Source organism: Alienimonas chondri, from assembly GCF_013036045.1.
GTDB classification, from domain to species: Bacteria; Planctomycetota; Planctomycetia; order Planctomycetales; family Planctomycetaceae; genus Alienimonas; species Alienimonas chondri.
Map to the genome: position 1 here is coordinate 23,383 of NZ_WTPX01000002.1, position 26,466 is coordinate 49,848.

Here is a 26,466-nt window from a genome sequence, read left to right on the forward strand (position 1 = left end):
CCCCTAGAAATCCGTGCGTGCGACGTGCCAGCAGGTCAGTCCCAGCATCACCGCCGTGAACGCGAGGTTGTGGATCAGCGGGCCCCAGAATCTCTCTTGAATGACCGGTTGTCGCAGGTCGAGGTCGGCGCCGAAGGCTTCGCGTGCTTCCTCCTCGTCGCCGCTGAAGAGGCTCGACAGCGTTTCGCCCAGCCCGATGCTGTCCGGCAGCAGGTAGTGCAACGGCGTGAGGCCGAAACGCACGATGTCGTCCCAAACTCCCGTCGGCGGGGCGAGCGTTTCGACCGCACGGTACGCGTCGCCGTCCGCCTCGAATCTCGTCACTTCATCCCCCCCGGTGCCGACCCAGAGGGCGCCGTCCCCCCCCCAACCGGCGGCGGAGACGTCGTCGAAAACGAGGCTTCCCTCGCCCTGTACATTGCCCACCCAAAGCGGCCCGTCGTGAGTGGCGAGGGCCAAGCGACCGGTATTGAGATCCGTCGAGAACCCGCGCGGGCGGCTGCCGGGGACCGGGGCGAATTCGCTTGTCGTTCCGTCCGGGGCGACCGCGACCCCTGTCCCGTCGGCGGTCACGGCCAGCGCCCCGCCGTCGCCGGTCGCGAGGACGACCGCCGGCACGCCGCCCGGTTTGCCCGGCTCGCCGTCCGCTTCAAACAGGGTGGCTTGCACGCTCGGCTCCGATTCTCCGGGCGGATAGAGCCGCACCACCCCGCCGGCATAGATCGCAATGTCGCCGGTCCGCGGGTCGATCGCCGCGGCGAACGGTTCGGGAAACGCGGGGGACACGGTGCCGTCGTCCGGCGGTTCAACGATCTGATCGACGTCGGCGCGCGTCTGCCTCGCGACCTCGTTCATCAGGGCGTCAAGAAAACCGCCGCTCGTTTCGTTCGCGGCCGATTCGACCCGCGGCGTAAATACGCCGAGTCGTCCGGCGAACAGGGGCGTGCCGTCGGGGCGGAACAGCAGTTGGGTCGTCAGGGGCGGGGCGGCGATGCCCACCCGCCCTTCCCAGTCGTTCTCCGCGGTCGCGGTGTAGAGACGTCGTGAACCGACGGTCCGTCGCGGCGGACCGCCGGCGCCGACCATGACGCCGGTCGCTTCGAGGGCCGCCAGCGTGTCGGTTTGAGGAACGAACTCGGGGCCGGAGAGCCGGTAGGTGGGAATGGCCGTGTCGCCGCGTCGGCGTCGGGATGTGGTCGGGTAGAGAGCCGGAGTCCATTCGTTCTCGGAAGCATTCCACCGCGTCACCCATCCGCCGGCGTCCGCTTTGAACACTTCGTCGTTGCCGGCGACTACCGCTGCCGGGCGGGCCGCGATGTCCATTTGCTGAACCGGCCGCCAAACGACGTTTAGCACGAATGACAGTGCCCAGACGCCGCCGGCAGCCATCACGCAGACGATCGGATTCTGCCACAACACTCCGACCGCCGCGCTGACGCTGTAAAAGACCGCGAATTGCACCACCAAAAGGCCGGAAGCGGCGACCAAACCAGCGTCCCACACGCCCAGCCGCAGCCCCGCGATCAGCCAGAGTCCGCCGCAGAGGTACAGCCCCGCCAAGCCCACGAACACGCACCCGCCGGCGAACTTCGTTAGGAACGCGACCGTTCGACTGACCGGCTTCGAAAGCAACAGGTCGATCGCTCCGCCTTCAAACGTCTGCGGAATCAGCGCCGCTGTGACCAGCAACGCGATCAGCACGCCGATCGGACCGGCCAGGTAGCCCGCGACGAACTCCATGATGAATCGGGCGATGAACCGGACGCCGCTGCGATTTAGTTCCAGCCCGACGGAATCGGCGATCGACTTGGTGAACTCCTCGGCCACGTCCCAGGGCCCGTAAGTGAGAAAGACACGTTCGGCGTCTGGAGCGGCGATTGCCTGCGGAAACGCGGCGGAAAGCAGCAGCCGATTGAGCCGACCGAGCCGTTCCGGGGGCAGCGACGTCGGCCCCTCGTCCAGCAGCGCTTCCAACTCGCTGGGATCGTCCGGGGAGGAGCCGAAACCACCGAAGCCGCCGCCGGACTCGGGCATCTTCACGGACTCGAAGGCGGTTTCGTCGTAGAACTCGGCGGCGGTCAGCACGTCGACGTTCAACGCATCCCGCAGTCGCTCCGATGTCGGGCCGGCGTCGTCCGCTGCGGGCGAGAGGATCGCTTTGCGAACGTCGGCCGAAAGCTGGGCCAGCACCCGATCGCCCGGTTGCTCGCCCTCTTTCGCCGCGTCGCGGCGAAGCTTCGCGGCCAAAAGCGGCGCGTCGATCAGTTCGTTCGACTGCAATCGCCAAGCCGTCTCGTCCCGCAACCCGAGGGGAGCCAGGACCGCCAGCACGAGGGTGAAGAACACCAGCAGGAACGGCAGCGTGCGGCTGCGGATCGCTTCCCGCACGCTGTCCTTCAGGATTGCCAGATAGGGACGCATGGGCGTTTCGTCGCTTCGCCGGAGGGGCGTGGAAGGTTCAGTTCGTGACGCCGCCGGCCTGCCGGACGCCGTCGGTTCCGGCGACGGGGACGCGGTCGTCGTCGGCGACGGCACGCAGGAAGGCGTCTTCGAGCGAGGGCTTCACGCGGAGCAGCGAGTGCAAACTCACCCCCGCATCACGCAGGGCGTCGACGGCGACGTCCACCTGCGCCTGATCGACGTCGCCCAGTTCTGCGGTGAACCGGCCGCGTCCGTCGTCGTCATGGCCGATCGATTTGAGCGGGACGCCGCCGAAGTGCGAGCCGACCAACGCGGACCGAACCGCCTTCTCCTCGCCGAGCAACCGCAGCGTGACCAGTTCGCCTCCGCCGCGCAGGTCGTCCAGATCGCCCAGCCCGCGGACTTCGCCGTTGCGCAGGATCGCCGCTCGGTCGCAAACCATCTCCAGCTCCTGCAGGAGATGGGAGTTGAGAAAGACCGTCTTTCCCCGGGCTTTCAGTTCTCCGAGCACGCGCCGAATATCCGCATGGCCGACCGGATCGACGCCGTCGGTCGGCTCATCCAGGATCAGGAGATCCGGATCGTGGAGCATCGCCTGGGCCAACCCCAGCCGTTGCTGCATGCCCTTGGAGAATTTGCGAACGTTGGTGTTGCCCCACTTGGACAGGCCCACCAGCGTGAGCAGGTCGCCGCGACGCCGCTTCACCTCGGCGCTGGAGAGGCCGGACAGCCCGCCGTAGTAGTCGAGGGCGGTATTCGCCGTGAGGTGCCGCGGGAGCCGGTGGCCTTCCGGGAGATACCCGATGCGGCGTCGCGCGTCTCGCGCCCCCGCGGGATGCCCGAGCACCGTCGCGGACCCGCCGGACTTCCGACAGATGCCCAGCAGCACCTTGATCAGCGTCGTCTTCCCCGCCCCGTTCGGACCGAGCAGGCCGAAGATCTCCCCCGGACGCACTTGAAAGCTCACGCCGCGGAGCGCGTGGACGGTCTTCCGGCCGAACAATCCGTCGCTGTAGGTCTTGGAGAGATCAACCGCGTCCACGACCGGCGGGCCGTCCGTGGAAGGGGCGTTCGGGGGGCGAGGCTCGACGTCACGGGGGGAAGCCGTGCTTGCGGCGGGGCTCTCGAACGGGTCCACGGGTTCGAGATCGGCGGGCGGCGCTTGGTTCGACACGGCCGCAGGATAGCGTCATTCGGGGCCGATCGTCCCGGCCGCGTCGTTCGCCATCCCGATTCCCCGCCCGGCGATCAGGGTCTTGCCCGATGGTCGGGGGGATGGGCGAGCCGTACCGTGACCCTGTTGCCCTTTTCAGACCGAACGTTCCGACCGAACCGAGCCATCTATGAACTTGCGGTATTTCGTGGTCGATGTGGAAGGTCAGCTCCGTCGCGTGCCCACGACGGCTGCGGAAGCGGTCTGGGGCGGCGAGGCGGATGCTGACGACTTGGACGTGGTTCTTGGATCCGAATTGAAACTCGTCACCGCCGTGATCGACGAGAATCTCGATCCGGTCATGATCTTCTTCCTGCGGGTCGAACTCGACCGCGGGGCGATCACCGAGGAGAGTCGGCTGGCGGCGGTCGAGGCGATCACGGCCGGTCACGGCCGTCGACTGAGCGATCCGCGTCAACGGCGTCAGTTTGAAGGCTGGCCCGACGATTGGCGTCGGCAACTCGCGGTGGCGTTGGACGCTCCGGCCGCGTCATTCACGAAACTGGGCCTCGGCGGGCCGCTGGCGCTGTCCGATCTGTGGGGCGTCTCGCTGGACACCGTGATGGCCTATTTCGAAAAGGCCATCGGGTAGAGGAATGAAATTCGCCGCTCCTCGGTGAGAAGAGCGGCGAACGGAAACGATCGCGTCGCGGACTAGATGATGCCCAATCCGGCGAGCCGGCGGACCCGTTCGAGGTACACGCGGGAGCGGCCCTGAATCGGGGTCATGAACTCGTCGTAGTTCGGGAACGTGTCCGGGGCGGCCTGTTCGAGCAGCACGGCCTCTTCGAGGTATTCGAAGGCCTCGTCGTAGCGGGCGTCGCGGTAGCGGAGTACGAACATCAGATAACTGACGCGCGGATCCGACGGGGTCCGCTCCAGCAAAATCTGCCCCAGTTGCTCCGCGGCGTGCGGGTTCACGCCGGGAACCGGAAGCGATTGGGTGACCACGCCGCCGCAACCGCACGGGGAGCAGGTCGTCACGCAGCGCGTACACGGCAGGCAGGCCTGCCGGGCGAGCAAACAATCGGCGGGAATCGCGACATGATCCCGCAGGTCATAGATGTCGTACGGGTTGCGAATGAGCTCCGCGAGCGGCGTCGGCTGAGTGATCACCGTCACCACCGGATCCTCCGTCACGATGACGTCCGGCCGCCTCGGATCCAGCGGCACGTCCACGTTCGGGGTCGGGGCGACGATCGCGGGATCCTGCAGGAGCGGGTTGACGGGCGGCGCCTCCTGCGGCGCTCCGACGCCGGGGACGGTCGTCTCCTCCATCGGCGCCCCGACGCCCGGCGCCCCGACGCCCGGCGCCCCGACAGACGGCTCCGGTGAGCCGAGGGCGGGCGGAGCGTCGCCGGCCGGCGGGTTCGCGAAAGGATCTTCCCCGGCAGGCGGGTTGTCGAACGGATCGACTTCCGCGGAGTCCGGTTGCGGCGGCTCCTGACCGGGAACCGGCGGCGCCAACCCGTCCCCGGGCGGCTGGGCGGGGGCGAACAGCAGGGGAATGCAGACGAGCAGGGTCGCGGGCACGACGGCACCTTGAGCGGGTGAGTGGCAAAACGGTTTGCCCAACTTACCCAATCTGCCGGTTTATGCGCTCTGGGGCGATTCCCGAGCCTTTCGCGCGCGGGTTACAGGCCCGCCGCGGAGCGCATTTGAGCCGGAGAGCGGCCGGTCTGCTCGCCGCCGGCGCCGCTGTTGGTGGGGGCGTAGGGGACGACGACGTCGGTCCGCACGCCCTCCGCGGGGATCTCGGCTTCCCGACCCAACGCCCAAAGCACGCCCTGCACGGAGAGCCGCCGGACGGCCGGCAGCTTGAAGTCGTACGGATGCCCCAACGTGGTGAAGAACACGCGGCCCGGTTCGACTCCGGTGGGTGAGAACGGATTCGTTTTCGTCCAAGCGACCGGCTGAACCGGGGGATAGCGGTCGCCCCGCCCGCCCTGCAATTGGCGGCTGCGGAGGGTTTCGCCGGTCAGCAGCGGCGTGCTCTCCGGCGCCAACGCATCGCCCCCGCCGGTGACGTGGTACAGCCAACTGTAAGCGTCGAACGGCGTCTCCACGCCATTCAGGATCGGCGAGGTCGCGTTCTCGCTCGTCGTGACCCGCGTCAGCGGGGCTTCGCCGTCGCTGAAGTGACCGTGATGCACGATCCATCGCTGACCGACGAGGGCGGCGATCTTCGTTTCATTCCAGTCGGCATAAGGATGGTCGGCCGAAAACTTGAAGGCGTGGGTGGCGGTGCGAAACCCGACGACGGGGCCGCCGCGCTCGACATAGGCCACGATCTTCGCCATCTGATCGACCGGCAGATCACGCCATCGGGTAAACAGCACGAGGAGATCCGCATCCTCCAAAGCCTCTAAGCCAGGAATGTGGTCCATCCGCGACGGGGCGACCCGGCCGTCCTTCGATTGGCTGAATAACAGAACCGGCTCGATTCCATGATCCCGCTTCAGCAACGCCGCGAGCATCGGCATTGATTCCTCGCTGCGGTACTCGTCGTCCGCCGCGATCAACACGACCTTTGCGGGGCTTGTGGGAGAGGTCGCCTCCTCCGGTCCATCCGGCACCGGATCGGGGCCCGGGGTGCAGGCCAGCAGCGGGACGAAGAGGAGTTGAGCGATCACCGCGATTTTCTCCAAGATCCGGGAGGGTCGTACGAATCAAGGAGAGTGTATCGCCGGTCGCGGCCGTTGGCCCGAACCCCACGCCCGTACTGGGGTTTCCCCCGTACCCAAGGTGCTTTGCTTTGGTAGGTTGGGGGGCTTCAAGCGGCCGGTGACCGGCCTCCATTTCCCCGCTCCCCGAGCTCACTGATGAAGAAGTTTACCCCCCTGGCCCTGATCGCCGGCCTGTGCCTCGTTCCCCTCGGCTGCGACAGCGTCGAAGAGGAAGTGAACGAGACCAACGAAGAGATCGCCGAGACCAATGAGGAAATCAACGACGCCGGCGCCGTCGTGACCGAAGAAGAGGGCGAGGAGATCGCTGAGGAGATGAACGAGACCGCCGAGGAAATGGAAGAAACCGACGAGCAGGTCGAAGAGGAACTGGAAGACGGCGAGCTGGGTGAGGAGGAACTCATCCTCGAAGGCGAAAGCTGAGCCAACGCCTGACGCCGATGCGTCCGACCCGCCGTGGGTTCCGCGGCGGGTTTTTCTATGCGCGAGATGCGGCCCGCAGGGTGCGGCGAAGCGAACCGAGGCACGGGCGACCAACGGCCGGGGGCGCTGCAATCCTTCCAGTCCGCACGGTCCTTGCCCAAAGCTAGGGCTTTGCTCCGAAAACCGACGACCCGCGGCCCGGGGCGGCGCCGGGACGTAGGTTCCAGAGCGGCAAAGAACGGTGCAATCCGTACGTCGCAGGTTCCGTCCTCGCGAGCAGTTCTCTCGATGCCCCCGCCCCCGCCGGCCCACGACTCAGAACTCGACCGCTGCTCACAGCGGCTTGGGCTGGAACGGCCCGTTCTGACTGTCACGGGGGCCGTCGGGCTGTTGCTGGGAAGTTTGGCTTGGGTCGTCACCGGGCAGTTCGCGGCGGCTCCGCTGGTGTTCGCCGCCAGCCTGACGACGGCCGTCGCACTCGCGGCGGTCCTCCATGGGCAGGCGTCGGTCGCAGATGCCCAAACTCAAGCGCTTGCAGCCGATTTAAAGGCGGCCTGCGGGCGGCTCGAACAACTTCGGCGAGCGGATGCTCGGCCTCCAGCGTTACCTGACCATGAACCTGACCAGCCGCGCGACTATGAGTTGAACGACCTGCTCTCGCAGTGCCTTGCCGCTCGGCGGGCGGAGGCCCGGGCAAAATGCGTCACGCTGCGGACGCAACCCTCGGACATGTATCTCGCCGTCCACGCGGCAGCGGGCGATTTGGCGGAAGCGCTCAGCGCTCTGTTGTCGGACGCGCTCGCCGCATCGGCGAGAGGGACGGTCGTGTTCGTCAGGACGCGGCTCGACTTTGATCGTGCGGTCGTGGAGGTGGAACGGGCCGGGACGCGTAGTGCTGACGGCTTCACGGAGGTTGCGCCCGGCGAGACTCGAACGCTTCCGTTCCCTCACATCGCGGGCGTCGAGGGGGGGCGGTTGACCGCGCAATCGCTCTCAGGCGGGGGCAACGTCACCGCGTTATCGCTGCCGTTCGGCCACAAAGCCGGCCGCGTGCCGGAAGTTCCCGCGGACGAAACCCCGACCGCTCCATTCCCCCCCCTCTACGCCAGCCGAGAAATCGCGGAGCCGATCTGCGTTTAGCGGTTCGTTCCCGATCCCCTATTTCCGCAATCCGAATCGCCGTCCTCCATGATTCGTCCGATGAACCACGCCGCCCCTCAGCAGTCGTCCTCCACCGCTCCGCCGCAAGCGGACGCCGGACGCTCCCTCGGCCGGATCGTCGTTTGCGATGACGAACCGCACATCACCCTGGCCGTCTCCCTGAAGCTGAGGAGGGCAGGATTCGAAGTCGAAACCCACGAGGACGGTCGATCCGCGTGGGAGAGCATCGCCCTGAATCCTCCGGCGCTGATCGTGACGGACTGTCAGATGCCCCGCATGAGCGGACTGGACCTGATTCGTTCCGTCCGTGCGCACGCCGCCACTGCGAAGACCCCGGCAATCATGCTGACCGGCAAGGGGTTTGAATTGAGCGAGGCGGAGATGCAGGTCGAGATGGGGCCGGTTCTGCTGTTCTCGAAGCCGTTCAGCCCACGGACGTTGTTGGACTCGGTCGAACGCCTCATGGGCGTTCGGGCGGCGTGAGCCTCTCCCCGGGGCTCGATCGGCCATTGGCATAGCCCGCGACGGGGCTCCTCGCCGGTGCGACCGGTGTATGTCGAAGGAGAGGGGCGATTTCGGCGCCCGACTGCCTCCCATTCTGCGCAAGAAAGGGGGCCGGTTCCGTAGACTTTCCGGGCGGTCGCCAGGCGTTCTCTCGGCGTGTCGTATCCCTCGGCGTGTCGTATCCCTCGGCGTGTCGTATCCCTAAGTGAGATCCCAGGCTGCCGTGCCGTCCGACGTCGCCCCACGCCGTCTCGAACCCTCTGAGTCCGAGCCGCTGGAATCCCTGCCGGTCTGGAAGCCGAGCAATCTCGTCGGCGGGCGACCGGATCTAGCGGTTTGGGGGATCTTCGCGGGCTGGCCCTTCGCGGCATTGTTCGGTGCGACGCTGTCGTGGCCGCCCGGAAGCGGCGGCTTGGTCCTGATGGCGGTGCCGGCGGTCTGGGTGGGAATGCGGTTGCCGGGGCCGGTCGCGGGAATGTTCGCCGCCCTTGCCGCGTTGTGTTGCGCGAGCGAGGCCACGTTGCTGCGCGTGCTCCGACGCTTGGGCGACTGGAACGGCGTGGCTCTTCCTGGCCCTGACGACGATCGTTTGTTCGGCCCGCTGGCGGCGGTACTCCTGATCGGACTCGTCTTCCGCGCGCTGCGGGATCGGCCGACGGAGTTGAACCTCGATGCGCCGCCGGCGGACCCTCGCCGCACGACCGGCGCCGGGATGCTGGAGCAGGCCGCATCTTTGTTGAGATTGCAGGGGCAGGACGAACTCGCCTGCGATTTGCCGGGTTCCGCACGACCGTTGGACGGCGTGATCCGCTCCGTCCGGGCGACGGCCCGAGGGTGCTTGCGGGTCGAACATGCGTCCGTTTGGCTGTGGGACGGGACGCGATTGCGAGAGGCGGGACCGCCCAGCGGAGGCAACGTGCGGACCTTCCCGCCGAATCCGCGGGCGGGGCTGGCCGCGTGGGTGCTCAAGAATCGCCGACCCGTGACGCGGCAGACGCTGGGAAAGTGGGTCACCCGAGATCATTCGCTGTCCGAAGCTTTTTCCTCAGACCCAGCCCCGCCGGCAGGGATCGCCCCGCTCCTCACCCGATCCAGTCCTGGGGAAGCCGGTTCGATCAACGGTGAAACGCTGCACGGACTGCTGATCGTCGATCAGCCTTTGGGATTCGACCCGCAGTTCCCCGCGATGCTCTCCGCGTTGGCGCGGTTCGCGGCGACGGCCCTGGAGAACGCTCGGCGATTCGACCTCGTGCAGGGACGGGCCCGCCGGGACGACCTCTCGGGGTTGCTGCGTCGTGATCCGTTGTTGGAAGAATTGGCGGTGATGCTCGCCCCCGTTCATGGTCAGCGACGCGGGCACAGCGTGGCCGCGGTCATCGGGGATCTAGATCACTTCAAAGCGTTCAACGATCGCCACGGTCATCTGGCCGGAGACGCGGCCATTCGTCAGGCGGCCGCGATCTGGCGCGACCTGTTGCCGGCGGGGGGGCGGTTGTGTCGCTACGGGGGGGAAGAGTTCCTCGCCGCCCTGCCCGACCACACGGTCCACGAGGCCGCCGAACACGCGCAGAAGGTCGTCGCCGCGATCCGGAATCATGGCGTGATCGACGACGGCCAAACGCTTCGTATGACGGCCAGCTTCGGCGCCGCGGCCGCGGATCCGATGGACACCCACGCGCACGGAGGAGGGGGCGCCGCCGCGGATCGCTTGATTCGCCTCGCGGACGGCGCCTTATTCGCCGCGAAGGAGGCCGGGCGCGACCGCGTCGCGCTGGTCGACTCGGACGGCATCCTGCTCGCCCAACCGTCGGGCGGCTCTCGGAAGTTCCAAGCGGACTAAATCCGCCCGCCGACCGTTGTCCTCCGGCCTTACGCACCGACCGGGGAAGGTCGCGGCGGCCCCTGGAGGATTGGACCGGGAATCTGCGGCAGCTTGCGCTCGGGCGGCGGGCTGGGCGTCTCTTCGTCAAACGTCCGCGACCCGCCCCCGCCCAGCTTGCGGAGCGAAGTGTAGAACACCGGCGTGAGGATCAGCCCGAACAGCGTGACGCCGATCATCCCGGCGAACACGGCGGTGCCCAACGCGATGCGCATCTCCGCCCCCGCCCCGGTGGCCAGCACCAGCGGCAGCACGCCCAGCACGAAGCTGAAGGCGGTCATCAGAATTGCGCGGAACCGCAGCCGGCAGGCTTCGATCGCGGCTTCGATCCGGTTCCTGCCCTGCTCCTCCAACTGAGCGGCGAATTCCACGATCAGGATGGCGTTCTTGCAGGCCAATCCGACCAGCACCACCAGCCCGATCTGGGTGAGGATGTTGTTGTCCAACCCGCGAAACCACACGCCCCCCAGCGCCGCGAGGAGGCTCATCGGGACGATCAACACGATCGCCAGCGGCAGGATCAGGCTCTCGAACTGGGCGGCAAGCGCCAGATAGACGAACAGCACGCAGGCGCAGAACACCGCGATCTGCTGGCCCGCCGTGACTTGCCGCTGCTGATACGCGATATCCGTCGGTTCGTAGCTGAACCCGGCCGGCAAAACGGCGTCGGCGATCGCTTCGACTTCCCGCAGCGCCTCGCCGCTGGAGACGCCCGGGGCGGTGTCGCCGTTGAGGTCCGCTGCCGGATACAGGTTGTACCGCACGACGCGGTCCGGGCCGTTTCGCAGTTCGACGTCCGCCAGCGAACCCAGCGGGACGGCCTCGCCGTCGGCGTTGCGGGTGCGGAGCCGGGCGATGTCGGAGGGTTCGTCGCGGAACTCCTGTTCGGCCTGCACGTTCACCTGGTAGGTGCGTCCGCCAAGGTTGAAATCGTTGACGAACAGGCTGCCGAGATAGACCTGCAACGTCTCGAAGACGGCGTCGATCGGCACGTCGAGGATGCGGGCCCGCTCCCGATCGAAGTCGACGTAGTACTGCGGCGTGCTGGCCCGGTAGGTGCTGAACACCTGCTGGAGGTTCGGGTGCTGGACCGGGTCGTTCGCCGCGGCCGCGATTCGGCCGACGGCCGCTTCGAGATCGGCGGGCGTCAACTGCCCGTCGCGCGCCTGAATCTGATACTTGTAGCCGCCGCCGTTGCCCAACCCGCGGACCGGCGGCGGCGGGATGACGACGATCATGGCGTCTGGGATCGCGCTCAGCTTGGCTCGCATTTCGCCCACGATGCCGTCGAGCGTCAGTCCGGCTTCGGCCCGTTCGGCAAACGGGGCGAGCACCGGAAACATCGCCGCGGCGTTGCTGGCGTTGGTGCGCGTCGCTCCGCTGAAGCCGGCGAAACTCACCACGCCGGTGACGCCCTCCACCTCTCGAACCGCCTTCACGGCGGCCTTCGTCACGGCGTCGGTCCGATCCAGACTCGCCCCGTCGGGCAACTGCAAGGCGACGATCACGTAGCCCTGATCCTGCGGCGGAATGAAGCCGGTCGGGATCTTGTCGAAGGCGTAGTACGTCAGGCCCACGAGCGCCCCGTACACGCCGAGCGTCAACACGCTGAACCGAATGGCGCGCTTCACCGTCGCGGCGTACGCCCCCGTGATCGCCTCCAGGACCCGATCGAAGAGCCGAAACAGCCAACCGAGCAGAAACTCGAATCCGCGGTCCAGCCACCCGTGGTGCTCCCCCTTCCTGCGGAGCAGCAACGTCGCCAGGGCCGGGCTGAGCGTCAGCGAGACGAACGTGCTGACCGCCGTGCTGAACGCGATCGTCAGCGCGAACTGCCGGTAGAACTGACCGCTGATGCCCGGGATGAACGCCGTCGGCACGAACACCGCGATCAGCACCAGCGAAGTCGCGATCAACGCCGAGCCGACCTCCGCCATCGTCGCCCGGGTGGCGTCTCGCGGCGAAAGCCCTTCCGCGAGCTTCCGCTCCACGTTCTCCACGACCACGATCGCATCGTCGACCACGATGCCGATCGCCAGCACCAAGCCGAACAGACTCAGCGAGTTCAAGCTGAACCCCAGCGCCAGCATCGCGCCGAAAGTGCCGACCAGCGAGACGGGGATCGCCGCCGCGGGAATCAACGTTGCCCGCCAGCTGCCCAGGAACAGAAACACGACCAGCACGACCAGTGCGACAGCCTGGTAGAGCGTGACGAAGACCTCGTCGATGCTCTGCTCGATGAAGTATTTGGTGGGGTCGTAGACGATGCGATGTTCGAGTCCCGGCGGGAACGGCAGCGAATCGGACATTTCGTCCATCGCCGCACGGACTTCCGTGGCGGTCTCCAACGCGTTCGAGCCGGGACGCTGATTGATCAGCATCGCGACGGCCGGGTTCTCGTTGAGATAGCTGGCGACGGAGTAGTTCTGGGCGCCCAGTTCCACCCGGGCGACGTCGCGGACCCGCACGAGTCGGTTTCCTTCCCCGCCCCGGACGACCACGGCGCCGAACTCTTCCTCGGTCGTCAGCCGACCGAGCGTGCTGACGGGGATCTGGAACGCTCCGGCGCCCTCGACCGGCTCCTGTCCGATCACCCCGGCGGCGACCTGCACGTTCTGTTCTCGCAGCGCCGCGACGACGTCGCCGGCGGTCATGGAGAGCGCCGCCAGCTTGTCGCCGTCGAGCCAGATCCGCATCGAATAATCGCCCGCCCCGAAGATGCGGACGTTCCCCACGCCTTCGATCCGGCTGAGGCGATCGCGGATGTTCTGAAGCGCGTAGTTGGCGATGTCCAACTGCTCCATCGCCCCGTCCGGCGAGAGCAGGTGGACCACCAGCAGCAGGTTCGGACTCTCCTTCGTGGTGACCACGCCGATGCGGCGGACGACCTCCGGCAACCGCGGCTCCGCGGCAGCGACCCGGTTCTGTACCTGCACCTGAGCGGTGTCCAAGTCCGTGCCGAGAGCGAAGGTCACCGTCAATGACATCGAGCCGTCGTTCGCCGACTGACTCTCCATATAAAGCATGCCCTCGACGCCGTTGACTTCCTGTTCAAGCGGCGTGGCGACGGTGTCCGCGATCACCTCCGGCGTGGCGCCGGGGAACGTCGCGCGGACGACGACCGTCGGCGGGGCGACCTCGGGATATTGGGCGACCGGCAGCGCCATGTAGGCGATCCCCCCGCCGACGAGGATCACGACCGACAACACGCCGGCGAAGATCGGCCGGTCGATGAAGAAGTTGGGAAACGTCATTCCGCGGCTCCCGTCGGAAGCGAATTCGGCTCACCGGCAACCGTCTCAGCGCCGTCGCCGTCGGCGTCGGGCATGGCGTCGTAGTTCCCGTTGGCGTTCCGCTCGACCCGCACCGCACGAGCGAGTTCGAGGCGGGCGTCCTGCTCGAAGGATTCTTCGTCGAGTTCGATCTCCCCGGGCTTCGTGCGAACCGGGACGCCGGGCCGGGCCATCTGGATCCCGCGAATGACCACCCGGTCCGTCGGTTCGATGCCCGCTCGCACGACGCGCAGTCCGCCCAGAAGCGGCCCCAAAGTCACGAGACGCGGTTCGACCGTCTCGCCGGCGGGGGCGGCGTCTCCCCCGTTCGACTCGCCTGCCTGAGACTCGTCCGTTGTCTGGGAGAGGGGAACGACCACCAGCACGGACGGAGCGTTCTGCCGGATCGTCACGGCGGAGTCGGGCAGCAACATCCCTTCATAGATGCCGCTGCCGAGGATCTTGACCTTGGCGAACATGCCCGGGGTGAGGATGCCGTCGGCGTTCGAGAAGCTCAGGCGACCGGTCATGGTGTCGGTGCCCATATCGAGCGAGTTGTCGACGAAGTCGATCGCTCCGACGTGCGGATAGCCGGTCTCGTCCGCCAACTGAAGCACGGCGGGATTCTGCACGTTGCGGCTGCTGGGCCGCTCGCCGCTGGCGGCTTGCCGGGAGTATTTGAGGAAGGCCCTTTCCGGGGCGCTGACGAAGGCGTGCATCGGATCCTGCGAAACGACCGTCGTCAGCAGCGTCGCGTCTCCCCCGTCGGCTCCGGTGACCAGGTTCCCTTTGTCCACGAGCCGACGAGAAAGCCGACCGGCGATCGGACTGGTCACGCGAGTGAACGACAGGTCCAGCTCAGCGGCGCTCACCGCGGCTTCCGCGGTGGCGATGCCGGCCTCGGCGGTGGCGGCGGCGGCCTCGGCGTTTTTGATTTGAGCCCGCGCCGCGACGACGTCCGCGGCGGCTTGCTTCCGCTGGGAGGCCTCGATGTCGTAGCCCTCCTGCGTTTCGGCTCCACGCTCCACGAGCTTCCTCATGCGAGCGAGCTGCGTGTCGCGTAGCTCCAACGCAGCTTCGGCCTGCGTGTTGGCCGCCAGGGCGGACGCCTTCAGCGCCTCAGCCTCCTGCAGCGCGGCCGTCGCCCCGGACAACCGCCCCTTCGCGGAAGCGAGCGCGGCTTCGAACGGTCGCGGATCGATCGTGAACAGCAGGGCGCCCGCTTCCACTTCCTCCCCGTCCGCGAAGTGGATGTCCTCCAGGAAACCGCCGACCCGGGGACGGATTTCAACCGTGGCCACCGCCCGCAGACGAGCCGTGTAGTCGTCCCATTCGACCACTTCACGGATCAGCGGGTTGGCGACGAAGACTTCGGGCGGCGGCGGGGGCGGCGGGGCGACCTCGTCCTCACATCCACTGAGCAACAGCCCCGTCAGCAGGACCGCGGCGCTCAGCGGAGGATGCGCGAAACCACGACGAGAACCTGGGCGCCGCGTGGCGTACCGGGGCGAAGACATGAGGGATCGGCGGGACGACGAGAGGAAACGTTGATTCTTGGACGACGGAGGCGTCGTCGCCCGCCGTGAGTCTCCGTTGCAACGGACAGCGGCATCCTAACACCTCGGCCGATTGGTCAACTCTCGGCAGGTTCGCTCGGCATTGCGGGGTTCGGAAATGACGCAGCCCCTGCCCGACCCCTTGGAGGCCGCGTTTCCGCTTATGGGCGAGAGCGAACCGGTTCTCGATTCGTTCCGCCCTCACATTTCGTGACGCATTATGCCGCTGCACGCTGCTATGTCTGACGTTCCACTCCAAGCGACTACGAATGTCTCTGCGGGGCCGGCGTTTCAGACAGAGGCGCTTCCGGCATCGCGGCGCCTCACCATCGGCGAGGTCGTCGGGGGCTGTCGCACGGCCCGAAAATGTCTGGAATGCGGCGAGAACCCGGCCTGCTGGACGAACATCCTTTTAGCGGGCGTCCTGAACTGGACGGGTGCGGATCGAGCGGCCGTGATCTTCCCCGAGAGCAACAAGCTGTACTCGGTCGGCGACTGGGACGTGCTGCAAACGAAGTGCTCCGCACGTAGCCTGCAATCCGCGCAGGCCGCATTGCGCGAGGCTGCGGCCGTCACCTCGCAGCGTATCCCGCAACCCAGTTCTGACGACGAACGTCGGGCCGGCGTTTCCAGGATCCTCTCGCGAAGCGATTTTCCGGAGTCCCGCCGCCCCTCCCCGCGCGCTGGGAAAGCCGGCGACACGCAGATCGGCGCCGCGATCGGCTGGCGGGACGGGCGCGGCCGGGTCATCGCTTTGCTGATCGGCGCCGCAGACGACGGGGACGTGGCCGCTGCCGGCGCCCAACTGACGAAAGTCGTCGTTCGCGAACTCGCCTCCTCGGGGCGGCGGTTGGCACATCCCGGGGAGCCTTCGCCCGAGACCCTCACCCACCGCGCCCGCACCGTCTTGCATCACTGGCTCGACGGACTGCTGGAGAAAGAGGTCGCCGGCGTGCTCAATGTCTCGGACGGCACGGTGCACAAGCAGGTGCACCGCATCTACCGGCACTTCGGCGTGACCAGCCGCGGGGAGCTTCAAGCGCAGTTCCTCAAACGCGGCTGGGGGCGCCGGCGTCGGTGGCGAGATATGGCTCCCTGAGACGTCGCCGCGTCGGGCTTCCTCGACGCTGAACAGCGCCGCGTCTGCACGGCGCGTCGGGGCACGTCAGTCGGCGGACGAGGCGAGGGTGGAGTCGCTCGAGGCCTGTCGATCGGCGGGCGCGGCCAGATCGTCGACGGCTCCGGAACAGATCAACTGCCGAGTCCCGGCGAGCTTGCGCTTGACGGTTTTGGTGGACACATCGAGAAGCCGAGCGATCTCGCCGCTGGTACGCCCTTCCAGCCGGAGGACGACCACCTGTCGGGTGGTGTCGTTCGGCAGAGCCGTCATGAGGCTCTCGAACGTGTCCGCGAATGCGGCCAGTTCCACCGGGGAAAGTTCCGGGCCTTCCGTCCCGTCCAGCCCGGACGACTGGCTGTCGCTGATCCAGATGTCCCCTTCCCCGCGCGTCTGCCCGCCGCCTCGCTTGGCGGCCTTCTCGCGCCGCGCGTAATCGATCGCCTTGCGATCGGTGACGCGCATCAGCCAGCGCCAGAGATCCTCGGAATCCGAGAGCGTGCCGGCGCCGAAGCGGCCGTCTCCGGCGTGGTTCCAAAGTGCCAGGAACACGCTACCCGCGACGACTTCGGCGTCCGCGGCCCGCAATCCGCGCAGTTTACGTTCCAGAATCCGCACGACCCGCGGCAGCAACTGACGGGCGACCTCGCCCACCGCCTCGCGATTGCCTTTGCGGACCTCGGCGAGAAATTGCGTGACGCCCGCGCTCGGATCGACGGTCCTCACATGGGAGGCGTTCGACGCAGCTCCACCGCGGGAGAGTTCCATCGAAGTCGGGGTGCGAAGCACGGCGGAGGCCGAAAGGGTGGGACGAACGCCCCGATCCTGGGGCGCGGCCACGATCCTTCGCCACGGTCATCGCCCGTCAGACCGAAAAGAAAGCCGTCGGTGGGATTTGAACCCACGACCTACGCTTTACGAGAGCGTCGCTCTACCACTGAGCTACGACGGCAGCGTTTCCAAACGATGCGGGACGCCCCGTTCGGATGACGGGCGGATCGTAAAGCGACCCGGCCCCGTCGTAAAGACCACGCGGGGCCGTTTGAGGTTCGGTCCGGAAGCGGGGCTGCTCGATTCGGTTCCAGCTTCTCCGACCCTCAGCGGTCGATTTCCCCCATCACCACGTCCAAACTGCCCAGAATCGACGGTACGTCCGCAATGAAACAGCCGACGCTCAGCGGGCCGATCACGGAGAGGTTGCAGAACGAACTGCTTTTCACCCGCGTCCGCACCGGGATCGGCGTGCCGTCGCCCACGATCCCGAATCCCATCTGACCGCGGGGGCACTCGGTTTCGAGGTAGCACTCGTCCTTGGGCAGCTTCTGGTTCCAACGGTGGGCGATGCGGAACGGCCCGTCCGTCGCTTCATACCGGTCCAGTGCTTGCCGAACGAGAGAGACGCTCTGCACGACCTCCAGCATGCGGCAATAGAACCGCGTCCAGTTGTCGCCGAGAATCGCGTCCGGCGGGGCGTCCGGGAACGGGCCGATGGGGATCTCGAACTCGTAGCCCTCGTAGTGGCGGGCGTAGATCTCCTCCCCGTCCCTGCGGAGGTCGTGGTCGACGCCGCTGCCGCGGAGCGTCGGGCCGGTGCAGCCGTGGCCGATCGCCATCGCGGCGGACATCTCCCCGATCCCGGCGGTCCGTTTGATGAAGATGCCGTTGCGAGTCAACAGGGTGTGGTACTCCTCGATCCGCGGCTCGAACCAATCGAGGAACCGACGCACGGCGTCGCACCAACTCATCTCGGTTCCCTCCGCCACGCCGGTGACCTGAGCGAGGCCGGGCGGAAGCGGGACGATCTCCGGCAGATCGTGCGTCGCCCCGCCGGGGGTGAGGTAGCTGTAAGTCAGCCGGGCGCCGCAGGCGTGCTCGAACAGGTCGAGGATTATCTCCCGCTCGCGGAAGGCGTACAGGAACGGGCTGAACGAGCCGAGATCCAACCCGTAGGCCCCCATTCCCAGTAGATGCGAGGCGATCCGACCCAGTTCCGCGATCGCGACCCGCAGGTGCCGGCCCTTCTCCGGCACGTCGATCTTCAACAGTTTCTCGACGGTGCAGGACCAGCCGAGGTTCATGTTCATTGCGGCGAGGTAGTCCATCCGATCCGTGTAGGGGATGTACTGAGCCGGCGTGAGGTTCTCGCCGATCTTCTCCGCACAGCGGTGCAGGTAGCCGATGTGCGGCGTGCACTCGCGGACGATCTCCCCGTCGGTCCGCAGCAGCAGCCGCAGCACGCCGTGCGTACTGGGGTGCTGCGGCCCCATGTTGACGAGCATCTCGTCAGTGCGAACGTCGAACTCAATCGTCCGCGGGTCGAGCAGTGGGTCAGCGACGGCGTTCATGACTTCTCGAAAGCGGAAAGGGCTTCGCCCGGGGGGGAATCGAACCCCCGATGACCGTTCGTCTAGAACGGCCTACCCGCAGTCAACCGGCGGGATCAACGACGGAGGTCGCCCGCTAGCCATCGCGTTCCAGACGAAGCCCCATGGGATTGTAACGTGGACGCTCCGCAGAGCCTCCGCGTGACAACGACTCAACGACTCACCGACAGCGAATCCCGCCGTATTCCTCCGGCTGCTGGTAGTCCTTTCGCAGCGGGTGGCCGACCCAGTCGTCGTCGGTGAGGATGCGGGTGAGGTTTGGGTGACCGACGAACCGCACGCCGAGCAGGTCGAACGTCTCTCGCTCGTGCCACGCGGCGATGGGGAACACGCCGGACGCCGTGGGGATTTCCGGCAAGTCGTCGTCCGAGCCGCGCGGCAGCACGACCTTCAAGGTCAGCGTGCGGGTCAGCGGGAAGTCGGAGAGCCGGTAGACGACCTCCAGACGCGGCTCGCCCTCGAATTTCGACTCTTCGCCCGGCCGGGGGGCGATGTCCGCGGCGGTGAGATCGTTCAGGTGCTGCAAACCCAGTTCGTCCCGTACGAACGTCAGCAGGTCCGGCACAGCGTCCGCCGCAATCTCGATCCACGGATTGGTCGCCGCGTGCAGATCGCGGACGGCGTCGCCGAAGCGATCGCGGAGGGCGGCGTGGAGGTCTTCGGCGCTCATCTCAAGGCGTCCTGTCGAGCTTGCCCGGCGACGGTTTTGACCCAATCGAGGTCGCCGCGCTTCCAGACGTACGCGAAGCCCACCAGCAACACCCCGAAGAACACGGCCAGATCGAGCGCCCCGCCGATCGCCAACCGGGTCGCGTCGCCGGCGGTGAGGGTCGCTTCGATCGGCAGCGTGCCGGGCGTGTGTCCGCCGAGGCGTTCGGTGAGGCCCAGTCGCACGCCTTCGGACAACGTCGGGTCCGTCAGGGCGATCGCGGAGCCGTACACCGCGGCCCAAGGAAACAGGAACGCCAATTCGACATCGAACACGATGAACAGCAGGGCAACGACGTAGAACCGCAGATCGAATTTTAGATAGCTGCTGCCGATCGCCTCCTCGCCGCAGTCGTAGATTGCGGATTTGTCCGGCGTGCGGTTTTTCGGGCGGATCAATCGGCCCAACGTCAGCGGCGCCGCCAGTGCGACGATCGCGGCGACGGCAAAGATCAGCAGGTGCCCGGCGAGGTCCATCTCGGTCCCTCACTCCTTCTCAGAATACGATTAGGCCGCGTGATCCACGACGGGAAGCTCCGTCGTCGCCAGCGGAAGAGCCGGCCCCCGCACCGGGGCGCGGTCGGCGGGGTCGGCGGCGGCGGGCCGCCAGTGCGTCACGGCGTCTTCGCCCGGTCGCCAACTGTAATAGCCGTCGCGCGCCTCGCCGTCCGCCGTGAGGCGGGGGCCGGGGAATTCGACCAGCCCCGCGGCGGCGTCCCGCAACACGGCGCCGAGGCGGCGGATTTCCGCGACGAACTCGCTGAGGCGGTCGGCGTCCCGGGCGAGCAGCCGTTCGGCTTCGTCCAGTTCCTCCGCGTGCGGGCCGTGGAAGTGCCGCTTGGCGCCCGGCGTGCGCCGGATCCAAGCCAATCGGGCGCGGCGTTCCGCCAGATCCAACGCCAACGGAACGGCGTCGCCGACGATCCGACGAACCAGCGGCAGCGTCGCGGTCGCCCGCTCCGGGGAGAACAGGGCCGACGGACGACCGATCGAGCGCCGCGGCGGGCCAGCGGTCGGCGGACCGGCGCTGGGAGACTCGGGGGGGCGGCGTTGCATGGGAGCTATGCGGTCGGGAACCGGAACGACACGGGGATCGCAGTCTTCATGGCCGCGTGGCGCAACCCGGGACGGAACTATCTTTCCCTTCTCTCGTCGGAAAGCCAAACCCACACGGCGCCGGCCGCGTGTCCGTCAAACTCGGATCGTCCCCATCCGTCCTGTTTTGAAGGAACCCCGTCAATCGGGTGGACTTCCGTTTCAAGCGGAGTTCGGCTTCTGAATCACGGGCAGCACGGCGGCCCCGTCCGGAGCGGGCATCCCCGGTTCGCCCTTCACCCAGACCGGCTCCGCGAGCGTTTTACTCTCCGCGACGATCGTGGGGTTGAGCGTCGCGCGGCCCCACGCCGCCTCCAGCGGCAGTTTCGCAAAGTCCACGCTGCACCCGTCCCGGGTGTAGCAACTGAGGTCGTGAGTGGACCCCATGAAGATGCAGTCGACCGGGCACGGGTCGACGCACAACGCACAGAACATGCACTTGGTGTAGTCGATGGTGAAGCCGTCGACGCGGAAGCCTTTCTTCCCGTCGGGGCCGGTGTCCATCGTCTTGTCGATGTAGATGCAGTCGACCGGGCAGGCGACGGCGCACTTATCGCAGCCGATGCACGCCGTGAGGTCGAACCGATGGAACCCGCGATAGCGAGCCGCGACCGGCAGCGGCTTCTCCGGGTACTCGTAGGCTTCCGTGTAGGTCTTGCGACGGTAGGTGCGCAGCGCCGCCTTCATCGTGACGCCCAATCCCTGAGCGACCGTGACGACGGCGGTCTTCAGATTGCGGAACCATTCGTTCATCGCGTCCCCCCTGCCCCGGCTCCGTTGTCTGCGAGATCGTCGCCGGCGAGGACGGAAAGGACGTAGTCCTGCACGCCGGCGGCGTCGACCTCCCGGACGACTTCGGTGTTCGTCTGCCAACGCCGAACGCCGCGGCGGTCGAAGACCGTCATGCCGTAGGTCAGGTCGCCGGCGGTTTCGACATCCACGGCCATTTCCTCTCGTTCAAACAGTTCGGGGCGGACGGCGGCGGCCAACGCGGTCGGCTCCTGCAAGCTGATCCCCTCCACGCCGAAATGCTGATGATTCGATCGCAGCGCCCACGGCAGCATCTGGCTTAGCAACTCGCCCGCCCCGCCGCGGACCGCGCCCTTGAGCGTCTCGTGAGCCGAGGGGCTGAGTACCGGTCGGCGGGTCACGTCCAGCGGAACCAGCGTCTTCGAAGACCGGCCGGTCAGCACGCTGCGGGCGGCGAGCGGGTCGGCGGCGACGTTGAACTCCGCGGCCGCGGTGGCGTCCCCGCCGATCTCCACCGACCCGGCGCCGATCACCAGGCCGCCCAACGCTTCGTAGAACCCGCCCCAACGCTCCGCGGCGAGCTTCACGTTCGTCAGCGGACCGAGCGTCAGCAGCGTGACTTCGCCCTCGTGCTCCCGGACGAGTTCGACCAGCAAACGGGGCGAATCGCGCGGGGCGTACAGTTCCACATCCGGCAGTTGCCAGGCGCCGAGGCCGTCCGGCCCGTTCACCGCGGCCCAATCAAGCTCTTCCCCGCCGAACTCCGGTCCGACGCCGGCGTCCCCCGCTTCGCAGGCGCCGACCTTCGGCCGTTTATCCGGGTCGAGCAGCGTGAGAATCGCCGTGACGTTGCGGGTCGCGGTGGGACCGTCGACGCAACCGGCGGTCGCGGTGACGGCCAGTAGATCGATGTCCGGATCGAGAACGGCCAGCGTGATCGCCAGCGCGTCCCCGATGCCGGGGTCGGCGTCGATGATGAGCTTCCGGGGCATCGAACGGACCGAGGTTCGGCGGGCGAGGGGCGGGCGATGTCATCCTAACCGCCGTCGTCCCGTCCGTCTTGGCATCCCTGTTCCGCTTGCGATTTGGACGCGGCGGATTCACGGTGCCCCGCGATGTCCGCCCACGCCCCCGATTCCGTCCGTCGCGCCTTCGCTCTGGCCCTGGAGCGACGCGATGTACCTCGCGACCTGATGCGCGAGGCCGTCGGCCTGGTGATGGACGGCGAGGCCGACTCGCACGCTCTCGCCGGGTTGCTCGTCGCCCTGCGGATGAAGGGCGAAGTCGCTGAGGAACTGGTCGGCGCCGCCTCCGCCATGCGGGAGCGGATGACGGCGGCGCCCGTCGCGGCGCCCGCCGACGGCTCCCCCGCTCCGCTGCTGGACACCTGCGGCACCGGCGGCGACGGGCTTTCCACCTTCAACATTTCGACCGCCGCGGCGCTGGTCACCGCGGCCTGCGGCGTCCGGGTGGCGAAGCACGGGAACCGGTCGGTCAGCTCCAAGAGCGGCTCGGCGGACGTGTTGGAAGCGTTAGGGGTGAACGTCTCCCTGACCCCTGACCGCGTCGGGGAGTGCATCGCCGACGTCGGCATCGGCTTCGCCTACGCCCCGGCCTCGCACGGGGCGATGCGGCACGCGGGGCCGGTCCGGAAAGGGCTGGGAGTCCGAACGCTGTTCAATCTGCTCGGCCCCCTGACGAATCCCGCGGGCGCCGGGCATCAGCTACTCGGCGCCGCGACGACGGCGCACGCGGCTCTGATTGCAGACGCCCTGCAGGCGCTCGGAACGAATCGCTCGCTGGTCGTGTGCGGCAATGACGAACTGGACGAAGTCAGCCTGTGGGGCGAGACGGCGGTGTTCGTCGCTACCCCGGACGGCGTGACGCGGGAGACGTGGACCGCGGACACGCTGGGGCTGGCGACGATCGCCGCGGATGACCTCAAGGCCGACGGCCCCGCGGAGAGCGCCGCGATCATTCGCAGCGTTCTGAAGGGCGAACCGGGGCCGGCGCGGGCGATCGTGACGGCGAACGCCGCGGCGGGCCTGCTGGCGGTCGGCGCCGAGACCGAACCGCGGGCCGCGGTGGCCCGCGTCGCCGAAAGCCTCGACGCCGGGGCGGCCGCGGACGTGCTCGCACGACTTGCGGCTTGGACGAACGACTGACGGTCGCCTGGGGGCCATCCAGCCGCGGTCAGTCGCCGGAGACCCACTCGCCCAGACTGACCGGTTGTTCCTCGACGGCCGGCACGACAGTCTTCGGGGTGTGGAACTGGGCCGGTTCGTCCGCCGGGAACGACGCGGCGGGGCGGGCCTTCCGCGGTTTGTGCCACTTCTTCTCCACGGGGGCCGAGGCCGCCGCGGAGCGTTCCGTGGTCGTCGGCGCGGCGGTCCACTTCGTTGCGGCGGGTTGCGGCGTCGACACGGGCTTCATCACCGGCACCGTGCCGGCGACGGGCGTCACCCGACCCGTCGCCCGGGGCGACCGCTGGGCGTCGCCCATAATCCGGGAGCGCCGGGCGCTGCGAAGCGTCTCCGCGGCGGACATCGGTTCGCCGCTCGGTCCGCTCTCCGATGATCCAGCCTCGTCCGGCGGCGCCAGATCGAGACCTTTCAAGATCGCATCGACGTCCAATTCGTCGGGGACCACGCCGTCTAATTCCGGCACGAGATCCAGCGGGTCGGCCGGTTGCTCCTTCACGTCGCCGGGCGAACGTTCCCGCTCCGGGGCGGGCGTCGGCAACGGGGCGACCGGGACGGGGGCCGGCGCGGGTTCCGGCGCCGCCAACGTGTTCGTTCGATCGGCGGCCGCTTCGCCCGGGCTCGGCTCAGGCACATGGACCGGCGGGGGCAGCGGGCCGGGAGTGAAGTCCGTCGGCGCCTGCTGCGGGAGAAACGCCGGACCGGACGGGCAACCGTTCGTCAGGAACTGCGGACAGGCTCGCTCGTCCTCCGGCACGGTGAACGGCGCCGGGCTGGTCTGCAGGTGCTCCGCGGGGAGGGCGTGGCTCCGCTCCCACGCCCGCCGCATCGCTTGCTGATAGGACTTCGGCGTCCACATGCCCTCGGCGAGTTGCACGCCGTTGGCGTCCAGCAGCGTGCCCTTCGTCAGTTGCAGCAACGCCTGAGCCTGGTTGTAAGCGACGATCTCTTGGAAGTACGCCCCTTCCGCGGCGGCGAGATCCGTTTGGGCCCGGAGCAGGAAGTCCGTCCGCAGGGCGCCCTCGGACCGTTGCGCGTCGAGGATGCGGACCCGTTCCTGAGCGGCGCCGATCTGATTGAAGAAGTTCGTCGCCGTGGCGTGCCGCAGCGCGACCTGCTGGAACGCGTCCGCGAGTTGATGCGACACGTCCAGCTCTTGCGCGGCGAGTACCTTGCGGGCCTTGGTCAGCCGGTATTCGAGGTTCCGCACCTGCAGGTTGGCCTGCCGGAAGCCGATCGGGGCGCTGTATTCCAGCCCCAACTGCCAGCCGGTCTGATCGCCGTCGGCGAGCGTACCGAAGGCGCTGGAATCGCCTTCGTCCGCGATCAGGTCGTCGCCGAACCCGTTGACCTGCACCTGCGAGGTGAAGTTGAGGCTCGGCCGCGTCAGGCTGCGGGCGGCCGTCAGCTGGTATTCGAGCGACTTGATGCGGAACTTCTGCTGACGCAGTTCCGGCCGATGGCAGAGCGCCTCGGCGAGGGAAGCGTGCCAGTCGGGGACGAACTCCGCGGTGATCGGCTCGGTCGCCGGGCGGATCACGCGGCCGTCGTTGACCGGCAGCACCATCACCCGACGCAGTTCGGCTTCCGCCGCGTAGATGTCGTTGAGCGCCTGCGTCGCCAGCGATTTCTGCTGGAAGTACTGGTTCTCCGCCTGGGCCAGTTGGGCGGGAGTGGTGTTCCCGTCGCTTTGCTGGGTCTGGAAGGCGATCGTCCGCAGGGCGTCCTCATCCTCGAACTGACTCTCGCCGAGTTCGTCGCTGCGCAGGTCTTCGATCTCGCGTCGGTCGCGGAGGTCGCGCCAGGTCCGCAGGGCGCTATTGCGAGCCGTCAGCCGGGTGTCGTACTGCCGATAGGCGTTGTACAGATTCCAGTAGGCGTCCTCGGTGCTTTTGACGAGGTCGCGGACGTTCTGCTCGAACGTCAGGAGATTAATATCCTCGTTGATGCGGGCGATGATCACGCCCTGATTCACGCCGGTGATCGCGGAGAAGTTCGGGTTCCGCGGACCCGCGATGCGGGTGTACTCGACGCCGGACCCGGCCAGCAGCGGCTGATTGAATCGGAGGCCGACGTTCGAGTCGTACGAGTTCGGGAACACCCCGAAGGACGGATCCGTGTCGAGGTAATTGATATTTCCGAAGGCCGCCACCGAGCCGCCGGTCGCGAGCGTCTTGCCCAGTTGGGCCTGATAAGCGGAGCTGTTCGTGACGGTCTCGCCGGGGGTCAGAGCGGCGGCGCCGACGCCGGCGGCGGTCCCGCCGAAATTCCCGAAGCCTGCGTTGTTGCCCAGCGTCTCGTCGCGGCTGAACAGCAGCGACGACGTGAAGTTGGCGTCGAAGTCCGCCAACGCCGCCTCGACGCCGCGGTTGCCGAAGAGCACGCCGGTCTGGGCGATCGCCGGGTCGAACAGGCTCGGCGTGCCGTCGGGGTTGGCGAGGGCGGCGGTTTGGAAGCCCGTGCCGGTCGCGTTCCCGCGGGGGGCGACGGTGCGGAGGATCTCGCTGTTCTCCAGGGCGATCTTCACCGCGGCGTCGAGCGGCAGATCCCAGATCTCCGCATGGGCCATGTCCGCGACGGTCCGCGGGGCGGCGCCGTTGAGCAGCGGGCGGACGTCGTTCTCCACGCCGTGCGCGTAGGAAATCTTGGCGCCGGTCTCGATATGCTCCGCCGGTCGGGCATCACCGAGGTAGGTGAGATTCGGTTCCGCCGTCGATCCGCCGCCGACCCAGGCGCAGCCGGGCGCCGTCACGAGCGCCGCGAACGCTCCGAGGCCGATGGCGCGCCGCCATCGCGCCGAGCGGGCGCCGACGGTAAGAACGTTGAGAGCAATAGTGCTGGGCCGAGTCATCTGATCGCCCGTGCGATGAGGTTCAATCCGGAAGAACGGCGCCGCCCGATTGCCCAGACGAGACCGCACCGCCGTCATCGGCGGTCGCGCCCGCACGACCCGCACCTGCTATCCGTTGTCAGAGCAACGGTCGCGACCGTTAGAGTCGCCCACCTGCGTGGGGGGCGAAGCGTCTGTCAGGTCACCCCTACCTGCCCAGGTGCGGCAGTGGCCGGAGGCAAGAGTCGGGGAGGAACAGCGTCCACAA

General features: G+C 67.8%; 21 protein-coding genes and 2 tRNA genes. 7 read left to right on the forward strand and 16 right to left on the reverse strand.

Annotated elements, in window-relative coordinates:
• Window positions 1-3: 3 nt before the first annotated feature.
• Together LzC2_RS00465 and LzC2_RS00470 are read right to left on the reverse strand one after the other, a co-directional pair.
• The gene (locus tag LzC2_RS00465) at window positions 4-2,421 is read right to left on the reverse strand and encodes an ABC transporter permease (RefSeq protein WP_171182560.1); all 2,418 of its coding nucleotides are present in this window, start codon (window positions 2,419-2,421) and stop codon (window positions 4-6) included.
• Window positions 2,422-2,458: 37 nt separating this feature from the next.
• Entirely contained in the window at window positions 2,459-3,559 is a 1,101-nt protein-coding gene (locus LzC2_RS00470; protein WP_206678507.1) for an ABC transporter ATP-binding protein, read from the reverse strand.
• A 205-nt stretch (window positions 3,560-3,764) separates the two neighbouring features.
• Between LzC2_RS00470 and LzC2_RS00475 the strand changes: the two genes are divergently transcribed.
• Window positions 3,765-4,226, forward strand: a complete 462-nt coding sequence (locus LzC2_RS00475; protein ID WP_171182564.1) for a hypothetical protein — start codon at window positions 3,765-3,767, stop codon at window positions 4,224-4,226.
• 62 nt (window positions 4,227-4,288) lie between these two features.
• Here the strand turns inward: LzC2_RS00475 and LzC2_RS00480 are convergent, their stop codons facing one another.
• Together LzC2_RS00480 and LzC2_RS00485 are read right to left on the reverse strand one after the other, a co-directional pair.
• Window positions 4,289-5,167, reverse strand: a complete 879-nt coding sequence (locus tag LzC2_RS00480; protein WP_171182566.1) for a tetratricopeptide repeat protein — start codon at window positions 5,165-5,167, stop codon at window positions 4,289-4,291.
• A gap of 101 nt (window positions 5,168-5,268) precedes the next feature.
• Entirely contained in the window at window positions 5,269-6,282 is a 1,014-nt protein-coding gene (locus tag LzC2_RS00485; protein WP_206678508.1) for a ThuA domain-containing protein, read from the reverse strand.
• A 174-nt stretch (window positions 6,283-6,456) separates the two neighbouring features.
• On the opposite strand from LzC2_RS00485, the gene LzC2_RS00490 reads away from it, so the two are divergent.
• From LzC2_RS00490 to LzC2_RS22675, 4 genes are all read left to right on the forward strand, one after another.
• Window positions 6,457-6,741, forward strand: a complete 285-nt coding sequence (locus LzC2_RS00490) for a hypothetical protein (RefSeq protein WP_171182570.1) — start codon at window positions 6,457-6,459, stop codon at window positions 6,739-6,741.
• A 288-nt stretch (window positions 6,742-7,029) separates the two neighbouring features.
• Window positions 7,030-7,881: a sensor histidine kinase gene (locus LzC2_RS00495; protein WP_171182572.1), complete on the forward strand. Its 852-nt coding sequence runs from the start codon at window positions 7,030-7,032 to the stop codon at window positions 7,879-7,881.
• Window positions 7,882-7,929: 48 nt separating this feature from the next.
• Window positions 7,930-8,385: a response regulator gene (locus tag LzC2_RS00500; RefSeq protein ID WP_171182574.1), complete on the forward strand. Its 456-nt coding sequence runs from the start codon at window positions 7,930-7,932 to the stop codon at window positions 8,383-8,385.
• Window positions 8,386-8,629: 244 nt separating this feature from the next.
• Window positions 8,630-10,246 carry a sensor domain-containing diguanylate cyclase gene (locus LzC2_RS22675; RefSeq protein WP_171182576.1) on the forward strand — a complete coding sequence of 539 codons (1,617 nt, stop codon included), beginning with the start codon at window positions 8,630-8,632 and terminating at the stop codon, window positions 10,244-10,246.
• Window positions 10,247-10,275: 29 nt separating this feature from the next.
• On the opposite strand, the gene LzC2_RS00510 is transcribed toward LzC2_RS22675, so the two are convergent.
• Both LzC2_RS00510 and LzC2_RS00515 read right to left on the reverse strand, forming a co-directional pair.
• A complete protein-coding gene (locus LzC2_RS00510; protein WP_171182578.1) occupies window positions 10,276-13,539 on the reverse strand; it encodes an efflux RND transporter permease subunit in 3,264 nt (1,087 codons plus the stop codon).
• Window positions 13,536-15,074: an efflux RND transporter periplasmic adaptor subunit gene (locus LzC2_RS00515; protein ID WP_171182580.1), complete on the reverse strand. Its 1,539-nt coding sequence runs from the start codon at window positions 15,072-15,074 to the stop codon at window positions 13,536-13,538. Before LzC2_RS00515 ends, LzC2_RS00510 begins: the two co-directional genes overlap by 4 nt.
• 493 nt (window positions 15,075-15,567) lie before the next feature.
• Between LzC2_RS00515 and LzC2_RS00520 the strand changes: the two genes are divergently transcribed.
• Entirely contained in the window at window positions 15,568-16,212 is a 645-nt protein-coding gene (locus LzC2_RS00520) for a helix-turn-helix transcriptional regulator (RefSeq protein WP_171182582.1), read from the forward strand.
• A 66-nt stretch (window positions 16,213-16,278) separates the two neighbouring features.
• On the opposite strand, the gene LzC2_RS00525 is transcribed toward LzC2_RS00520, so the two are convergent.
• From LzC2_RS00525 to LzC2_RS00565, 9 genes are all read right to left on the reverse strand, one after another.
• Window positions 16,279-17,019 carry an RNA polymerase sigma factor gene (locus LzC2_RS00525; protein WP_171182584.1) on the reverse strand — a complete coding sequence of 247 codons (741 nt, stop codon included), beginning with the start codon at window positions 17,017-17,019 and terminating at the stop codon, window positions 16,279-16,281.
• Between the two features lie 91 nt (window positions 17,020-17,110).
• Window positions 17,111-17,182 (reverse strand) — tRNA-Thr (locus LzC2_RS00530).
• A 145-nt stretch (window positions 17,183-17,327) separates the two neighbouring features.
• Window positions 17,328-18,575: an NADH-quinone oxidoreductase subunit D gene (locus tag LzC2_RS00535; RefSeq protein ID WP_171182586.1), complete on the reverse strand. Its 1,248-nt coding sequence runs from the start codon at window positions 18,573-18,575 to the stop codon at window positions 17,328-17,330.
• A 23-nt stretch (window positions 18,576-18,598) separates the two neighbouring features.
• Window positions 18,599-18,668: transfer RNA gene (locus LzC2_RS00540), tRNA-Leu, on the reverse strand.
• A gap of 106 nt (window positions 18,669-18,774) precedes the next feature.
• Window positions 18,775-19,284: an NADH-quinone oxidoreductase subunit C gene (locus LzC2_RS00545; protein ID WP_171182588.1), complete on the reverse strand. Its 510-nt coding sequence runs from the start codon at window positions 19,282-19,284 to the stop codon at window positions 18,775-18,777.
• Window positions 19,281-19,799 (reverse strand): NADH-quinone oxidoreductase subunit A, encoded by a 519-nt coding sequence (locus tag LzC2_RS00550; RefSeq protein WP_171182591.1) that lies wholly within the window; start codon window positions 19,797-19,799, stop codon window positions 19,281-19,283. Before LzC2_RS00550 ends, LzC2_RS00545 begins: the two co-directional genes overlap by 4 nt.
• A 30-nt stretch (window positions 19,800-19,829) precedes the next feature.
• Entirely contained in the window at window positions 19,830-20,378 is a 549-nt protein-coding gene (locus LzC2_RS00555) for a DUF2203 family protein (protein ID WP_171182593.1), read from the reverse strand.
• A gap of 201 nt (window positions 20,379-20,579) precedes the next feature.
• Window positions 20,580-21,170 carry a NuoI/complex I 23 kDa subunit family protein gene (locus LzC2_RS00560; protein ID WP_171182595.1) on the reverse strand — a complete coding sequence of 197 codons (591 nt, stop codon included), beginning with the start codon at window positions 21,168-21,170 and terminating at the stop codon, window positions 20,580-20,582.
• A complete protein-coding gene (locus tag LzC2_RS00565; protein ID WP_171182597.1) occupies window positions 21,167-22,159 on the reverse strand; it encodes a nucleoside hydrolase in 993 nt (330 codons plus the stop codon). The genes LzC2_RS00560 and LzC2_RS00565 overlap by 4 nt, the downstream gene beginning before the upstream one ends.
• Window positions 22,160-22,282: 123 nt before the next feature.
• Here LzC2_RS00565 and trpD point away from each other — a divergent pair, with 123 nt between their 5' ends.
• Window positions 22,283-23,332, forward strand: a complete 1,050-nt coding sequence (gene trpD / locus LzC2_RS00570; RefSeq protein WP_171182600.1) for an anthranilate phosphoribosyltransferase — start codon at window positions 22,283-22,285, stop codon at window positions 23,330-23,332.
• Window positions 23,333-23,360: 28 nt separating this feature from the next.
• Here the strand turns inward: trpD and LzC2_RS22680 are convergent, their stop codons facing one another.
• Window positions 23,361-26,120 (reverse strand): TolC family protein, encoded by a 2,760-nt coding sequence (locus LzC2_RS22680; protein WP_171182602.1) that lies wholly within the window; start codon window positions 26,118-26,120, stop codon window positions 23,361-23,363.
• Between the last annotated feature and the right edge of the window lie 346 nt (window positions 26,121-26,466).

Excerpts from the sequence above, each read along its gene's own strand:
- LzC2_RS00465 (WP_171182560.1), bottom strand. The coding sequence starts at position 2,421 with ATGCGTCCCTATCTGGCAATCCTGAAGGACAGCGTGCGGGAAGCGATC.
- LzC2_RS00475 (WP_171182564.1), top strand. The coding sequence starts at position 3,765 with ATGAACTTGCGGTATTTCGTGGTCGATGTGGAAGGTCAGCTCCGTCGC.
- LzC2_RS00490 (WP_171182570.1), top strand. The coding sequence starts at position 6,457 with ATGAAGAAGTTTACCCCCCTGGCCCTGATCGCCGGCCTGTGCCTCGTT.
- LzC2_RS00495 (WP_171182572.1), top strand. The coding sequence starts at position 7,030 with ATGCCCCCGCCCCCGCCGGCCCACGACTCAGAACTCGACCGCTGCTCA.
- LzC2_RS00500 (WP_171182574.1), top strand. The coding sequence starts at position 7,930 with ATGATTCGTCCGATGAACCACGCCGCCCCTCAGCAGTCGTCCTCCACC.
- LzC2_RS00510 (WP_171182578.1), bottom strand. The coding sequence starts at position 13,539 with ATGACGTTTCCCAACTTCTTCATCGACCGGCCGATCTTCGCCGGCGTG.
- LzC2_RS00515 (WP_171182580.1), bottom strand. The coding sequence starts at position 15,074 with ATGTCTTCGCCCCGGTACGCCACGCGGCGCCCAGGTTCTCGTCGTGGT.
- LzC2_RS00535 (WP_171182586.1), bottom strand. The coding sequence starts at position 18,575 with ATGAACGCCGTCGCTGACCCACTGCTCGACCCGCGGACGATTGAGTTC.
- LzC2_RS00545 (WP_171182588.1), bottom strand. The coding sequence starts at position 19,284 with ATGAGCGCCGAAGACCTCCACGCCGCCCTCCGCGATCGCTTCGGCGAC.
- LzC2_RS00550 (WP_171182591.1), bottom strand. The coding sequence starts at position 19,799 with ATGGACCTCGCCGGGCACCTGCTGATCTTTGCCGTCGCCGCGATCGTC.
- LzC2_RS00555 (WP_171182593.1), bottom strand. The coding sequence starts at position 20,378 with ATGCAACGCCGCCCCCCCGAGTCTCCCAGCGCCGGTCCGCCGACCGCT.
- LzC2_RS00560 (WP_171182595.1), bottom strand. The coding sequence starts at position 21,170 with ATGAACGAATGGTTCCGCAATCTGAAGACCGCCGTCGTCACGGTCGCT.
- LzC2_RS00565 (WP_171182597.1), bottom strand. The coding sequence starts at position 22,159 with ATGCCCCGGAAGCTCATCATCGACGCCGACCCCGGCATCGGGGACGCG.
- trpD (WP_171182600.1), top strand. The coding sequence starts at position 22,283 with ATGTCCGCCCACGCCCCCGATTCCGTCCGTCGCGCCTTCGCTCTGGCC.